This window comes from Dactylosporangium thailandense (assembly GCF_059739745.1).
Window position 1 is genome coordinate 10,257,182 of record NZ_AP029195.1, and the last position, 13,562, is coordinate 10,270,743.

Here is a 13,562-nt window from a genome sequence, read left to right on the forward strand (position 1 = left end):
ATGGGGGACTGTATCCTCGGACGGCAGTCTCCGGTGACGGGGACGGCTGGAGGCTTCGCCTAGTTCGGTCTATGGCGCCGCACTGCTAATGCGGTTTGGGTCTTAAAGCCCATCCCGGGTTCGAATCCCGGAGCCTCCGCGCAAAACCTGGTTTGCACGGTGTGTATGCTAGGCGAGCAACAAGCGCCCGTAGCTCAACGGATAGAGCATCTGACTACGGATCAGAAGGTTAGGGGTTCGAGTCCCTTCGGGCGCGCAAGATCAAGAGGCGGTTGAGCTGCGGAAACGTAGATCAACCGCCTCTCTTCGTTTGTCCACTGTGGACCTGTTGTGTTCCGAAAGTGATCGGCTGTTTCGGAACGGTCCAGACCGGTCCGTGCTGGTCGGCGCGGGTCTGTGCCGCCTGGTCCACCGTTCCGAAAAGGGATCCGACGGGTGACGGCCGGTGCGCGGCATCTGACCGGTTGCGGATTTCGAAGCTGTTGAAGATCCATCCGGGTGGGGCGGCGGACGAGGTTCGATCTTGGGGGCCGGGCCTGCGTGAGGCTGGGGGCCGGTGGCCGGTCCCGGTGGTCCCAGGCGCGACGCCGTGAGCGAGACTGAGAGCAATGCCGCTATTACGACCTGGAGCTTTCCTATGCCGCAGGGGATCGTCCGCTGGTTCGACGCCCAACGGGGGTTCGGCTTCCTCGCGCCTGAGGACGGCTCGCCAGACGTGTTCGTGCACGCCTCCGAGATCGTGGGTGAAGGCGGCCCGAAGGTGCTCCGCGAGGGCCAGGCCGTCGAGTTCGAGCCCGGCGAGAACGACCGCGGTCCCCAGGCGCTGCGCGTCCGCGTCACCGCTGAGCAGGCCGCCGGCGGCGCCGTGGGCCTGCTCGGCACGGTCAACTGGTACGAGCCGGCCAAGGGGTACGGGTTCGCCTCGCCGGACGGCGGCGGCGCCGACATCTTCGTGCACAGCTCGGCCATCGTGACCGGCGGTGTGGTCAGCGACGGGCAGCGGGTGGCCTTCGTCGTCGTCGAGGGCGAGCGCGGCCCGCAGGCCGCGCACGTGGTCCCGCTCGGTCCCGGGGCTGGCCTGTCCGCCGGGGCCGGCGGTGCCGACGGGGCGGACGGAACCGTCTCCTGGTACGACGAGGACAAGGGCTTCGGCTTTATCGCTCCCGACTCCGGCGGCGGGGACGTCTTCGTCCACGCCCGGTCCCTGGCCGAGGGCCTCACCTGGCTGGCCGAGGGCGATCGCGTGGCGTACGAGGTCGTCAGCGGCGACAAGGGCCCGCAGGCCCGCGATGTGCAGTTGGTCCGAGGGGTCGAGCCCGTACCGCCACCGCGACGGCCGGCGCCGGTCGGGCCGGCACCCGCCAGGAGGGAGCCGCCGTCACGGGGCGTGCCCGCACGCGCGGGCGAGGGCGTCGTCGCGCGTTACGACGGCGACCGCGGGTTTGGGTTCATCACCCCGGACGCCGGAGGTGACGACCTGTTCGTCCACGTGTCCGTGGTCGCGGGGTCGGAACCGCTGCAGCAGGGCGACCGGGTCCGGTACACGGTGCGTCAGAGCGACCGGGGCCCGCAGGCCGACCGCGTAGAGCGCCTTTGAGGCGCTCCTACTCTCACTTGATGGTGCCCGGGGGTGCCTCGGCGGGCCGGTAGCATCCGGCGGTATGCAGCCGCGTTGGCACCGGATGCGTCAACGATCACGCCGGGATTCGGCCCGGGCCTGGATCGCCTCCGGTGCCGCGGTCTCTGTCAAGGCGTACGCGAAGCGGTATGGCGTGGACCGGTACACCGCGTTCGACGATCTTGCCGCGCTCGGTGTCCCTCTGCCGGCCTTCGCGCAGCAGTGGGCGCAGCGTCCGCCGTCGTCGCCGCGGCTGCGGTCCACGCGTCGGGTCGGTTACGGGATCGTCCCCGACGACGACTCGTGGATCGTCGTTGACGGCAGGTCGTTCTTCGTCGTCGGCTATACCGCTGGCGGGGCGCCGTACGGATTCACCGACGAGACCTCCTCGGACGAGGACTGGATCTGACTGAGCAGCAAGCACGCCAGCGGGTACCTGCCGGTTGGCATCGGCCGGACTGGGGGCACCGCCTCCGGTGGAGATCTCTACGGCACGTTCGCTGACGGAACGCCACAGGGGCCGCTCGCCACGCCAATGCCAGCGGCCACCGCGTGGGCGCCCTTCCCGCGTCGGCTCATGCCGGCCCGGGCACGGGCGCTCGGTCCAGCCGTGCGGCGTGCATCCTCGCGCTGACACGTCAGTCGCGACGGCTCGCCGATCTTGGTTACCGGATTTGCCGAGATAAGGATGCCGTGCAGCACAGCGGCTGGTGAGTGAGCACGACGAAGCGATCAACGTCAGTGTTCATCAGCGACGTTGATCGCACCGCCACTCACTGATCGCTGTTACGTCCGGTCAGCTCGGCCTTGCGGCGCACCAGCGCCGCCCTCGTCCGGCGGGCCGCCCGCAGGTTCGCGGCCGCCAGGACGCCCAAGGTGAACACGATGCCCAGCAGCGACGGCTCGAGCTTGTGCCGCAGGATAGTGATGATCAACGCACCAAGGGTGAAGACCAGCCAGGCGCCGACGCCAAGCCAGCCGGCGGTCACCCGGTCCTGGGCAAGCAGCGGCATCCGGCGGGTCACCGCCCAGCCGCCGAACGTCGCCCAGCACAAACCGATCGTCACCAAGACCGCGAAGGCCACCTTCGTGCGCGGCGGCAATCCGGGTTCTGTCGCCCAGAGAAGGCCGATCAGAGCGCTCCCAGTGAGACCGGCCAGGGCCACAATCACGTAGCCGACCCGCTTGCGCAGGGACAACGGCGCCTCGAGACGCGCCAGCACCTCTTCCGGAGTCATGCCTCGTACCCCTTCCGCACCAGTTCCTGGCGTAACAACCTGCGGGCCCGATTGAGCCGCGACTTGACCGTGCCGACGGGTACGGCGCAGATCTGCGCGCACGTCTCCAGGGACAGATCCTCGAGATAGAACAGCAGCAGTACCTCCCGTTCCCGGGCCGGAAGCTCGGCCAGGGCGTCGGCGAGTGTCTCCCGGTTGACGACACCTTCCGCCTCGTCCTCCCCCCGCACATCATCGATCGATTCGGGTTCTGGGCGCGAGTACGCCTCCCGCAACCGGTTCATCACCGCCCGACGCGCAACGGTGAAAAGCCACGGAGTGAAACGGTCCGGCCGCTTCAGCCGTGGTAACCCCTTGACGACGGCCAGCCAGATCTCCTGCACGACGTCGTCGTCAGGGCCGCCGAGCATCCGTCCGACGTACCGTTCGACCGTCGGGTGCCAGCCCTGCACCAGCTCAGTGAAGGCATTCCTTTCACCCAACTGGCAGCGGACCACCAGCAACTCATCGCTCATCGAGCCTCCTTCGCCTATTCAGTCGGCGCACGGGCCTGGCAGGTTCATTTTGTTCAAACGGCGATCACAGGCCGCTATCCGGGTTCTTGCAGCCGTGCCCGCTCATGCCGCGGCGGGCGCTCGGCAACCGCCGCAAGGTCGTCACCGACCGTAAGCGGCTTTGGCAGGGCCGGGCTTCCTGTCGTGCCGATGGGCGGATGGTGCTTGACTGTCCCTCCGGGCAGAATTCTGGTCATGCTGGGCAGACGGAAGCGGGCCAGTTCAAAGCCGGCCGCGGTGTCCGATAGGTCGCCGACTCCGCCTCCGGGCTTCTCCATCGAGCAGATCACCGCAACCCTGAGGTCCAACATGGCCAACGCCGGAGACTTCAGCTTCGAGGCGATCAAGGCAATGGGCAACGCCGTGCCGCTTCTCGTGACCAATCGTGGGGAGACGATTCTGGAGCTGTGGCTTGAGCCTATCGGTCAGGACTACTGGCTGCTGCCCGGCGAGATCGTCACGGTCACCTCCTACGGAACCTGGAGCGGCCATCCGTTCGAGACGCTCCACGAGCCCGGTCGGCTGACGGTGTGGGCCACTTCATGCTTCGCCACAGTCTCCGACGAAATCGGCGCCGAGGTTCCCGGCGGGCGGAACCGACCGCCGACAACCAACGATTAGCCGCGCCGCGCCCTCATGTCGCCGTGTGCTCGCTACCTCTTGGTTGTGATCGCCAGAACTGCGCTGCGGTGTCGAGTTCGTCGTCAACATGTGTGGACGTACGCTGCGGGCAATGCAGCCGATCGCATGGCGGCAACTCCGGGAAGCGCTCCTGCGGCGCACGACGCGGCCGTATGGCTGGCGCGATCCGGAGCCCGTGCTGACCCAAGCCGACCTCCATGACCTGCAGCGACAGATCGGCGTGGCGCTGCCGGCCGACTATCAGCAGTTTCTACTGCACGTGGGACGCGGTGGGCCGGGCCCGGGCTACGGTGTCACTCCCGTACGCCACACGGGTGGCCGATGGAAGTGGCACGGCGACGCATACGAGTTCGACCCTGACCACCTGGCCGAGCCGTTCCCGTTGCGCCGTTCAGACTGGCGGCTTGAGGACGAGCTCAGCGCCGACTATCCCGCCTGGTTCACGTTTGCCCGGCAGGGCAACTACGACGCCGCGGTGGAGGCCTGGTGGCAACGGCACGATGATGTCGTGTTCGATCCCCGGCGAACCTACGGTGCGGTCCCAATCTGCGACGACGGCTGCGCGCTGCGCCAGTGGCTTGTCGTGACTGGTCCGGAACGCGGGAACATGCGGCTCGATCACCGCGCCGACGGTCGCGGCCTGACGCCAGCCTGGCTTCCCCATCACCGACGAGTCACCTTCGCCCAGTGGTACCACGATTGGTTCCAAACGCTTGAGGACCTCCCAGCTAGTCCTTGATCACGTTCGCGCTTCTGCCGCGATCCGCGCTCTGTCGCGGGACTGCGTACGGCCGGTGCCTACGATGGCGTCCGTGAGCGAGGAGCTGATCGTCGGGCACGAGTTGGTCACACCGTGCCCACGATGCGGTGCGCTGTTGCGTGGTGAGCTCAGCGAGGCGGTCGACGGGGACCGGCTGGTCTGGTCGACCTCTTGGCTGTGTGACGGATGTGGCGACCGGCTCGAAAGCTGTGACTGGGGCACGCTGCCCGACGACTACCGCCGGCTGTTGCTCGACCGCGACGGCGTCGGCCGGCTCGGGGTCGATCCCGGCAGCGGCCGCCCGTTGCGATTGGCGATCCTGCGGGTGCTGCGACGCTACGGCGCGACGCTCACAGAGGCGAGCGACACGTACGCCCGCCTGACCGGCCCAGGCGTGATCGGTACCCGAGCCGAAGTGCTCCTGCTCGCCAAACGCCTGGACGCGACCGGAGTGCAGACGCAGCTGGATTCGTAGGAACGTCGAGGGCGGCGCACTCGAGAGCGCTGCCTCCGCCCCGCGGCGATCACGAGTTCCTTGGATGGCCGATGTACTGAAATGACCCGGCAAATCGTCGACCCCGCCGCGAGGTCCTACCGGTGTGCCCTCCCCGACCCGTGGCACAGGACGGATACGACCGTGCTCCATCACGTTTCCGCTCTGCCGCCGTTGGTGCGCGATGGCAGCCGGAGTTCGTCATCGGCGTTGACGGGCCTCGGCGAGTGTCGCCGCCTCGCCGGAGTGCCAATGAGCGGACGCCCATCAAAGATCAGTGCAGAACGACCTCGTCAGGGGAGTGCGACGTCGAACCCGTCCATCTCGTCCCATAACACTCCGTCGAGATCAGCCACGAACGTCGTGGCGCACGCCATCAGCAGCGCGGGGTCAGCGGCGCCTGATGTGATAACCGTCGCGATCGACTTCGTGGCCGACAACCCGGCCGGAGCATCAGGCATGGCGGTAACGGCCGCGGCGACCCGTGCTGCATCGGCGTCAACGAGCATGTACAACGACGCCCCGGTGGACGCCTCGATGTCGAACTCCCGAATGTCGGGCTGGGACGGGTACTGGCGGAAGCCCGCGCCCGGATAGCGCGCCAGGATGCCACCTTGCACCACTGCCGCGACCGCGGACGCATCGCCGGCCCGTCGGCAGTAACACTTCATTTCATAGGCCATGTCGCTGCCCTCTCGTGACACCTACAAGCTTCAGGCCGGACTTCGCCGCAACTCGAGCCCGGTAGCACGGCTTCATCTTCATAACGGATGGCATTGGGCGGATGGCCGACCGGACAGGTGCGATCGTGGCAACGATGCGACCGAAACCAATCTTGGCTTCCGCTTCTGCCGCCGTTGGTGTGCGGGGGCGCGGATCGGCAGCGTTGCGATCAGATGTGGGTAGCTTGAGACGTAGGATGTCTGGGCCGTTTGGCCGGCGCGTGACGTGTCTTGAGCGCTGCCGTCCAAAGTGGATGGACGAATCCACGAAATGCGTCATAATCGGGCAGTGGGGGAAGTGCCGATCAAGGCTGCGAGCTGCGTCTGACTGATGGAGGACTACGGATCAGAAGGTTAGGGGTTCGAGTCCCTTCGGGCGCGCACCATCAAGAGGCGGTTGACCTGCGGCAACGCGGATCAACCGCCTCTCGCGTTTCGTCCACTGTGGACCTGTTGTGTTCCGAAAGGGATCCGCTGTTTCGCAACGGCCCACCGTCGGGGCGTGCTGGTGGGGATCCGTTCGTGCCGGCTGGTCTGGATCTTGGACTGGGTGCCATGGCGTCAGCCATGATCAAGCAGGGTCCCCGGATCGTGGTCCAGGCCGGCGCCGACCGTCTTCAGTGAAGATCATCTGCCCGGGTCGCATCGCCGTGCGGACGTCCGCGACAGCGCCGGCCGTCCGGGCTGTTGGCTCCATCGCGTCGGCCGCAACCCCAGTCCCCGCACCCCTGGCTGAGGCACACCGCCAAGCCGACCCCGTCCGGGCCGCTCACCGCAGCCGGCCGCCAACCATCTGACTGCACCACCGCAGGCACCCCACCGCAGCCGATACGCATCCGGATGCCGATGGGCGATCGTCGCAGCGCTTACCAGGAGCAGCCGTCAGGAGAACCTACTGTTCGTGCTGCCGGCCCATGTTGGGTGTCGTTCCTGGCGGCCGGGTCCGGTCCGTCCGGACCGAAGCCAGGACGTGGCGCGCTCAATATCATCAGGGCATGGTCTTCAATGGGGAGCTGTCCGACCTGCCGGGGCATCTCGACGGGCTCAGGGATGAAAGCGCGTTCGACCAGGCGCTGAGGAACCTGCGGCACGCGCTGTTCGTGCAGGGGACCGTCGCGCCCGCCGCGGAGTCTGTCGCGCCGGCGCTGGTGGCGGCGGCCGTCGAGCTGCCCGGTGAGCGGCGCGACCGCGTCATCGAGCTGTTGTGGGAGATGCTCACCGGTGGCGGCTATCTCGCCGCCGCCGCCCAGGACAGTCCGATCCGGCCGGCCGTCGCCGCCCAGCGGGAACACTGGCGGGCGCTGGCCGAGGCCGGCAACCCGTGGGCAGCGCGGCTGCTGTCGGCCGCCGGCGGCGACACCCTCGCATCGGCCCAGCGGGCCACCGGCTTGGCCCAGGCCGAGCTGACCCTGGGCCTGTCGATCTGGCCGCCGACTGAGGCGGCGGTGGGCTGGCTGTATGGGCAGCTCGAAGCCACGGACCGGCGGCAGCGGTTCTGTGCCGCGCTCGCGCTGGCCCGGCTCGGCGACCCGGCCGGCGCCGCGATCCTCACCGACGTGCCCGAGGAGTGTAGGGAGTCGTTCTGGATCGGGTACGACCCCACGGGTGAGGCGCGGGCGGCGCTCGCCCGCCTCGGGGCGGTTCCGACGCCCGAGGAGTTCGCGAAGATCCCCGCCGTCAGCGCGATTGGGCTGGCCGCTGCGCTGCTCGACGCGCAGGGCCCGACGCCCGAGGTCCTGCGCGCGTTCGCCGCCCATGAACGGATCTGGGGGTACCTCAACTTCACCGAGCTGCTGGAGCGGCACGGCCGACCAGCGCACCGAACGCCACCACCAGCGCCGCGTTGACGGCCACGGTCAGGGCGGCGATGGCGGCGATGTGCGGTGACAGATCCGTGAGCCAGGGATGTTCCGGGTGCGCGCGGCGAGGAGATCGGCCAAGGTCTCGCGCTGCGCTGACGTCAAGTGCGGGACGGTTCCGTCGAAGAAAGCAGGCCGGGATGCACCGCAACCTCAACCAGGAGGTTCGTCCAGCGACGGAGCGTCCATGGGCCAGCGCGATCGACGCCCTCGAAGCAGCGGACCACCCGCCCCGCTGAAGACGACCAGGTGCGTCGGTCCGGCCCGCGCCATGCCGCGACGGGCACGCTCGCAGCTTTGATCAGGTTTCCGCACATGCCGCCGTTGGTGTGCGGCGGCGCGGATCGGCAGCGTTGCGATCAGATGTGGGTAAGCACGCCGCGTTCGTGGCCGACCTCGCCGGTGATGATCTCCGCATCGAACGCGTGCAGGTAGGCCTCGCGGGCGAGCGCGGCGTCCAGCGGGCCGAGCGTCCTGGCCTCCAGCGCATCCCCGGCACATCTCTGCCTCGGGTCAGGTAGAAGGCGATCCGGGCGCGCGAGAGTTGGAGCCGGGCGCGTTGCCGAGCGTCCGACGGGCCGACCGCCGCCACCGCCATCAGCTCCAAGGCCGCCTCGGACGCGCCGGCCTCGTGCTTGGCGTCCGCGGACTCCAGCGCTCGCCGGGCCTGGTCGGCCGGCTCGGGAATCAGCTCGACCGCGTGCTGCAGGAACGCCGCCGCGGCGGCCGACCCGCCACGAGCGCGCGCCCGGCCGGCCGACCGCTCCAACCCTGCCGCGACCTCCTCATCGGGGCCCAGCACCGCCTGCCAGAGGGTTTCCTCGCGCTTCGGCGACGATGCGTTCGCGTGCTCCGTCGTCAAGAGGGGCCGGGACCGCGCTCCAGTAGCGCGGTCTTGCCGATGCCGGCCTCCCCGCGCACCACCACGGCCCGGTCGTCCGACAGTTGATCTTTCTGTACACGGCTGAACTGAGCCCCTTGCCCGTAGGAGAGGCCCATGAAAGACCGTGTTCCCGGCACCGGGTCAAATGCGGGGGCGGACCAGGCCGTTGTCGTACGCGAAGATCACCGCCTGGATCCGGTCGCGGGCGCCGATCTTGGACAGGACGCGTCCGACGTGCTTCTTCACCGTCGACTCGGTCAGCGTGAAGCGTTCGGCGATCTCGGTGTTGGTGGCGCCCTGGCCGATCGCCTCCAGCACCTCTCGCTCGCGCTCGCTCAGCGTGCCCAGCCGGGGATCCACTGACGTGGCCGGCGCCGTGTCCTGGAGAAAGGCGTCCATCAGCTTGCGGGTCAGACTGGGCGCCACCACCGAGTCGCCACCGGCCACGGCCCGGATTCCGGCGATCAGCTCCTCCGGGCGTACGTCCTTGAGCAGGAAGCCGCTCGCCCCGGCCCGCAGCCCGGCGTAGACGTATTCGTCCAGATCGAACGTGGTCAGAATCAGGACGCGGGTGCGCGAGCCGGCCGCGGTTATCCGGCGGGTCGCCTCGATGCCGTCCATGCCGGGCATGCGTACGTCCATCAGCACCACGTCGGGGCGGGTCTGCTCGCCCAGCCGCACCGCTTCGGCGCCGCCCGAGGCTTCGCCGACCACGGTCATCCCGGGGGTGCCGTCGAGCAGCATTTTGAAGCCCATGCGCTGCAACGGCTGGTCGTCGGCGATCAGCACGGTTGTCATGCGGGCTCCTTGAGGACGACGTCGACGACCCAGCCTTGCTCGGCCGGGCCGGCGGTCACCACCCCGCCGTACATGGCGGCGCGTTCGCGCATGCCGAGCAGGCCGTGGCTAGGGGCGGCGGGTGCGCCACGGCCGTTGTCGCGGACGCGGACCCGTACCTCTCCGCCAGACGAAGCGAGACTGATGTCCGCAACCGCGCCGGGTCCGGCATGTTTGAGAATGTTGGTGAGCGCTTCCTGGACGATGCGGTAGACCGCGAGCTGCAGCCCTTTGCCGAGGGTGCGCAGTTCGCCCGAGGTCGAGTAGGTCACCGGCAGCCCGGCCGCCCGTACGCTCGGCAGCAACCGGTCGAGGTCGTCGATGCCGGGCTGCGGCCTCAGTTGCGGATCGGCGTTTTCCCCGCGCAGCACCGCCAGCACCCGGCGCAGCTCCGCGAGCGCCTGGCGGCCGGTCTCGCCGATCAGCCGGAGCGGCTCGGCGGTCTGTTCCTGCCGCGATCGCGCGAGTGTGGCGCCGCCGTCGGCGAGGCCGACGATCACCGACACATGGTGGCCGACGATGTCGTGCATCTCGCGGGCCACCCGGGCCCGTTCGTCGGCGACGGCGAGCCGGGCCTGCTGATCCCGCTCGATCTCCATGCGGGCGGCGCGGTCCTCCAGTGCGATGAGGTACGCCCGGCGGGTGCGCACCGCGACCCCGGACGCGAGCGCGGCCATCGCCATGCCGAGCGCCAGCAACGACGTGAGGGTGCGGTTCTGCGCCACCGGCCCGAAAACGTAGATCTCAGCCAGCAGCAGCGCCACCGTGATCCCGGAGGCCCAGGCCAGCGACCGCCACGCACCGCGGGAAGCAACTCCGAAGTACATCACCAGCAGGATCACCCCGGCGCCGACGCTGACGTCCAGCCAGCCCAGGATCATGTCGATGGCCGCGGTGACCAGGAACGCGGGGAACGGGAACCGTCGCCGCCAGTAGAGCGGCGGCAGCTGCACCAGGGTCGCGATGGTGGCCGGCAGCGGCTTCTCGATCACGTTCGGGATGCTGAAGAGCACGATCGGAACGGCCGCCAGCGTGTCCATGACCCACGGGCGGCGCCGGTCGAACGCCCGCAGCCGGGCTTGCCGGTCCACGAGCCATCCCTGAGTGCTCATCACCCGATTCTCCCTACGCGCCGGTCTTGTCGAGGCTTCTTACGCGTCGGTCTTCTTGAGCCGGTACGCGGCCGCGGCGAGCGTCACGACCACATATCCGGCGAAGACCGCGAGACCGGCCCACGGCGCCAGCGTGCCGTCCGCGGGGTTCAGCGCCATCACGGCGCTGCCCGCGTTGCTGGGCAGGTACGGGGTGACGGCATCGGCGAGCGAGTCCGGCAGCAGCGGGGCCAGAACGGGCACGACCAGCAGCGCGCCGGCCAGGATCGCAGTGGAGCCGGCGCTGGACCTGACGAGCATGCCGAGCGCGACGCCGAGCACCGCGACCAGACCGAGATAGAGGCCGGCGCCGAGCAGGGCCCGCAGCACACCCTCGTCGCCGAGGCCCAGCCCGCCGACCTTCTCGTTGAGCATGGCCGACCCCACCGCGAAAGCGGCGAAGGCGCCGATGGTCATCGTGACGAAGGCGGCTGCCCCGGCCACGAGGCTCTTCGACCACAACACCGGCAACCGGCGCGGCACCGCGGCGAGAGTCGCTCGGATCATGCCGGTGGTGTACTCGCTTGCCCCCAGCAACGCGCCGAGCACGCCGACGGACAGGGCGGCCAGGATGCTGCCGGACAGGGCCAGATCGACCGAGGTCATGTTGTCGCCCGTGAAGGAGGCCGAGGCGATCATGCCGAAGGCGATCAGGAGCAGGACCGAGATGCCGGTCGTGATCCAGGTGGAGCGCAGCGAGGAGAACTTGGTCCATTCAGCGGCGACGACGCCGCCGGCGGTGATTTTCATCGGGAGGCCTCGTATTCGACAGCGTCGCGGGTCAGGTCCATGAACGCCTCTTCCAGTGAGGAGTTCTGCGGGGTGAGCTCGAACAGCGGGATGCCACGGGTGGAGGCGGCCAGCCCGATCTGGCGGGCGGAGGCGCCCGCGACGAACAGCTCCTCGGCTCCGGTCGAGGTGACCGTGATGCCGGGGCCGGCGATCACCGCGCGTAACGCGTCGGGGGCGGCGGTGACGACCCGGACGCCCTCGGCGGTCACGAAGTCGGCCACGGTGGTGTCGGCCAGCAGCCGGCCCCGGCCGACGATGACGAGGTGGTCCGCGATCAGCGAGACCTCGCTCATCAGGTGCGAGGAGAGCATCACGGTACGGCCCTCCGCCGCGAGGCCGGTGAGCAGGTTGCGCACCCAGAGGACACCCTCGGGGTCGAGTCCGTTGACCGGCTCGTCGAGCATCACCACGGCGGGGTCGCCGAGCAGCGCGGCGGCGATGCCGAGCCGCTGGCCCATGCCGAGGGAGAAGGCGCCGACCCGCTTGTGGGCGACGGCCGACAGACCGGCCAGGTGGAGCACCTCGTCGACGCGCGAGCGCGGGATGCCGTGCGTGCGGGCCAGGGCGAGAAGGTGGCTGACCGCCGTACGCCCGGGGTGCACGGCCTTGGCCTCGATCAGCACGCCGATCTCACGCAACGGGGCTTTCGACGACACGTACGCCTTGCCGTTGACCAGCACGTCGCCCGAGTTCGGCGCGTCGAGGCCGACGATCATCCGCATGGTCGTCGACTTGCCGGCGCCGTTGGGGCCGAGGAAGCCGGTGACCTGTCCGGGCTTCGCGGTGAACGACAGGCGGTCGACGACCGTCTTCGCGCCGTACCGCTTGGTTACTTCGCGTACTTGAATCATGCTCACCACGCTAGGTCCGGGCACCGGCCCGATCCTGGTACCGCGGTGGGCTCTTCCGGTCCGCCGGTGGTACTCAGGTACCACTCTCAGCGAAGGGGTAGTTCCCTGAGCTGCCGGCGGGAGGTGATGCCGAGCTTCCGGAAGATCTTCCGCAGGTGGGCCTCGATGGTCCGTGGGCTCAGGAACAGTTGCGCGCCCACATCCCGGGAGGTCGCCCCCGTGGCCACCGGCCGCGCGATGTGCAACTCGTGCGCGGTGAGCTCGTCGGTCGGCACGGCAGCCCGTTTGCGGGGGTGGTCGCCGGTCGCTCGCAACTCCAGGGCGGCGCGCGCGGCGAACGCTTCCGCGCCGGTGTCGGTCAGGAGCTCGTGAGCGGTGCGGAGCTGGTCGCGGGCATTGTGGCGGCGGCCCTCCCGGCGCAGCCACTCGCCGTGGACGAGGTGGGTGCCTACTTCACCCTCTGGGGGCGGCGGCGCAGCAATGCGCCGTCGCTACCCGGCCGGGAGGTGAGACTCCTCCCGGCTACTCGACCTCAGGGGACGCAGGCGGCAACGATTGCAGCGCCGGCATGCTATCGCCGGTTGCGGTCGTAGCTGGCCCAGCCCTCGTCGAGCAGCCGGAATCCGGCGTCGATGGCTGACTTCGGATCGGCCTGGCGGGCCATGAGCGGGATCTGGAGCGCGAAACGCGCGTAGAAGCGGATCTCCTCACTTGGCTCGGCGAGTCCGAATTCGTCGGTGAGCGTTGCGACGAGCGCGTCCTCATGGTGCAGCCACATCTTCTCGGCGTATTCGACCAGGGCTGGGGTGCCTTCCATGAGGACGAGGATCCGATTCATGGGCTCGGTGTTCAGTGCGGCGATCTCGGCGAGGTAGTGCGCCTTCAACGCGTCGGAGATCGATGTCCCCGGTGCGCGGCCGCGCACCGCCGCGACGAGCCGGTCATGCCGCTCGCTCTCATCGCTGAAGACCAGCGTCTCCTTGCGAGGGAAATGGGCGAAGACGGTCTTGGGCGTCACATCGGCCTTGTCCGCGATCTCGCGCACCGTCACGGCGTCGAAGCCGTGCTCGAGGAACAGCGCGGTCGCCGCCTCCAGGATCGCCGTCCGTGTCGCCGTCTTCTTGCGCTCGCGTCGCCCCACGGGCGCATCGTTCACCATGCT

General features: G+C 69.2%; 15 protein-coding genes, 2 tRNA genes and 3 pseudogenes. 10 read left to right on the forward strand and 10 right to left on the reverse strand.

Annotated features, from left to right (window positions below; genetic code table 11):
* The first annotated feature begins 48 nt into the window (after positions 1-48).
* The 6 genes and pseudogenes from AC6JBM_RS45675 (at position 49) to AC6JBM_RS45700 (ending at position 2,027) form a co-directional block, all read left to right on the forward strand.
* Positions 49-139, forward strand: a tRNA-Ser gene (locus AC6JBM_RS45675).
* Positions 140-183: 44 nt separating this feature from the next.
* Positions 184-256: transfer RNA gene (locus AC6JBM_RS45680), tRNA-Arg, on the forward strand.
* Positions 257-637: 381 nt separating this feature from the next.
* Positions 638-835: pseudogene (locus tag AC6JBM_RS45685) on the forward strand (cold-shock protein); the annotation flags it as partial.
* Positions 836-871: 36 nt separating this feature from the next.
* Positions 872-1,063 (forward strand): annotated as a pseudogene (locus AC6JBM_RS45690) (cold-shock protein); the annotation flags it as partial.
* Between the two features lie 60 nt (positions 1,064-1,123).
* A pseudogene (locus tag AC6JBM_RS45695) lies at positions 1,124-1,597 on the forward strand (cold-shock protein); the annotation flags it as partial.
* A gap of 64 nt (positions 1,598-1,661) precedes the next feature.
* Positions 1,662-2,027: a hypothetical protein gene (locus AC6JBM_RS45700; RefSeq protein WP_497979910.1), complete on the forward strand. Its 366-nt coding sequence runs from the start codon at positions 1,662-1,664 to the stop codon at positions 2,025-2,027.
* Between the two features lie 364 nt (positions 2,028-2,391).
* Here the strand turns inward: AC6JBM_RS45700 and AC6JBM_RS45705 are convergent, their stop codons facing one another.
* Together AC6JBM_RS45705 and AC6JBM_RS45710 are read right to left on the reverse strand one after the other, a co-directional pair.
* On the reverse strand, positions 2,392-2,856 hold the full coding sequence (locus AC6JBM_RS45705) for a hypothetical protein (RefSeq protein WP_497979911.1): 465 nt from the start codon (positions 2,854-2,856) through the stop codon (positions 2,392-2,394).
* The gene (locus AC6JBM_RS45710) at positions 2,853-3,371 is read right to left on the reverse strand and encodes an RNA polymerase sigma factor (RefSeq protein WP_497979912.1); all 519 of its coding nucleotides are present in this window, start codon (positions 3,369-3,371) and stop codon (positions 2,853-2,855) included. Before AC6JBM_RS45710 ends, AC6JBM_RS45705 begins: the two co-directional genes overlap by 4 nt.
* 234 nt (positions 3,372-3,605) lie before the next feature.
* Here AC6JBM_RS45710 and AC6JBM_RS45715 point away from each other — a divergent pair, with 234 nt between their 5' ends.
* The 3 genes from AC6JBM_RS45715 to AC6JBM_RS45725 all read left to right on the forward strand — a co-directional run bounded on the left by AC6JBM_RS45715 (position 3,606) and on the right by AC6JBM_RS45725 (position 5,287).
* Positions 3,606-4,031 carry a hypothetical protein gene (locus AC6JBM_RS45715; RefSeq protein ID WP_497979913.1) on the forward strand — a complete coding sequence of 142 codons (426 nt, stop codon included), beginning with the start codon at positions 3,606-3,608 and terminating at the stop codon, positions 4,029-4,031.
* A gap of 112 nt (positions 4,032-4,143) precedes the next feature.
* Positions 4,144-4,791 carry an SMI1/KNR4 family protein gene (locus AC6JBM_RS45720; RefSeq protein WP_497979914.1) on the forward strand — a complete coding sequence of 216 codons (648 nt, stop codon included), beginning with the start codon at positions 4,144-4,146 and terminating at the stop codon, positions 4,789-4,791.
* Positions 4,792-4,864: 73 nt separating this feature from the next.
* Positions 4,865-5,287 carry a hypothetical protein gene (locus tag AC6JBM_RS45725; protein WP_497979915.1) on the forward strand — a complete coding sequence of 141 codons (423 nt, stop codon included), beginning with the start codon at positions 4,865-4,867 and terminating at the stop codon, positions 5,285-5,287.
* A 311-nt stretch (positions 5,288-5,598) separates the two neighbouring features.
* Here the strand turns inward: AC6JBM_RS45725 and AC6JBM_RS45730 are convergent, their stop codons facing one another.
* Positions 5,599-5,988: a hypothetical protein gene (locus tag AC6JBM_RS45730; protein WP_497979916.1), complete on the reverse strand. Its 390-nt coding sequence runs from the start codon at positions 5,986-5,988 to the stop codon at positions 5,599-5,601.
* Positions 5,989-7,022: 1,034 nt separating this feature from the next.
* On the opposite strand from AC6JBM_RS45730, the gene AC6JBM_RS45735 reads away from it, so the two are divergent.
* On the forward strand, positions 7,023-7,874 hold the full coding sequence (locus AC6JBM_RS45735; RefSeq protein WP_497979917.1) for a hypothetical protein: 852 nt from the start codon (positions 7,023-7,025) through the stop codon (positions 7,872-7,874).
* 313 nt (positions 7,875-8,187) lie between these two features.
* Here AC6JBM_RS45735 and AC6JBM_RS45740 read toward each other — a convergent pair whose 3' ends face one another.
* The 7 genes from AC6JBM_RS45740 to AC6JBM_RS45770 form a co-directional block, all read right to left on the reverse strand.
* On the reverse strand, positions 8,188-8,748 hold the full coding sequence (locus tag AC6JBM_RS45740) for a hypothetical protein (RefSeq protein WP_497979918.1): 561 nt from the start codon (positions 8,746-8,748) through the stop codon (positions 8,188-8,190).
* A gap of 162 nt (positions 8,749-8,910) precedes the next feature.
* The gene (locus tag AC6JBM_RS45745) at positions 8,911-9,567 is read right to left on the reverse strand and encodes a response regulator (RefSeq protein ID WP_497979919.1); all 657 of its coding nucleotides are present in this window, start codon (positions 9,565-9,567) and stop codon (positions 8,911-8,913) included.
* Positions 9,564-10,718 carry a sensor histidine kinase gene (locus tag AC6JBM_RS45750; RefSeq protein ID WP_497979920.1) on the reverse strand — a complete coding sequence of 385 codons (1,155 nt, stop codon included), beginning with the start codon at positions 10,716-10,718 and terminating at the stop codon, positions 9,564-9,566. Before AC6JBM_RS45750 ends, AC6JBM_RS45745 begins: the two co-directional genes overlap by 4 nt.
* A gap of 39 nt (positions 10,719-10,757) precedes the next feature.
* On the reverse strand, positions 10,758-11,507 hold the full coding sequence (locus AC6JBM_RS45755; RefSeq protein ID WP_497979921.1) for an ABC transporter permease: 750 nt from the start codon (positions 11,505-11,507) through the stop codon (positions 10,758-10,760).
* Entirely contained in the window at positions 11,504-12,400 is an 897-nt protein-coding gene (locus tag AC6JBM_RS45760; protein WP_497979922.1) for an ABC transporter ATP-binding protein, read from the reverse strand. The genes AC6JBM_RS45755 and AC6JBM_RS45760 overlap by 4 nt, the downstream gene beginning before the upstream one ends.
* 86 nt (positions 12,401-12,486) lie before the next feature.
* Positions 12,487-12,675 carry a helix-turn-helix domain-containing protein gene (locus AC6JBM_RS45765; protein ID WP_497979923.1) on the reverse strand — a complete coding sequence of 63 codons (189 nt, stop codon included), beginning with the start codon at positions 12,673-12,675 and terminating at the stop codon, positions 12,487-12,489.
* A 296-nt stretch (positions 12,676-12,971) separates the two neighbouring features.
* On the reverse strand, positions 12,972-13,559 hold the full coding sequence (locus AC6JBM_RS45770; protein ID WP_497979924.1) for a TetR/AcrR family transcriptional regulator: 588 nt from the start codon (positions 13,557-13,559) through the stop codon (positions 12,972-12,974).
* Positions 13,560-13,562 lie beyond the last annotated feature (3 nt).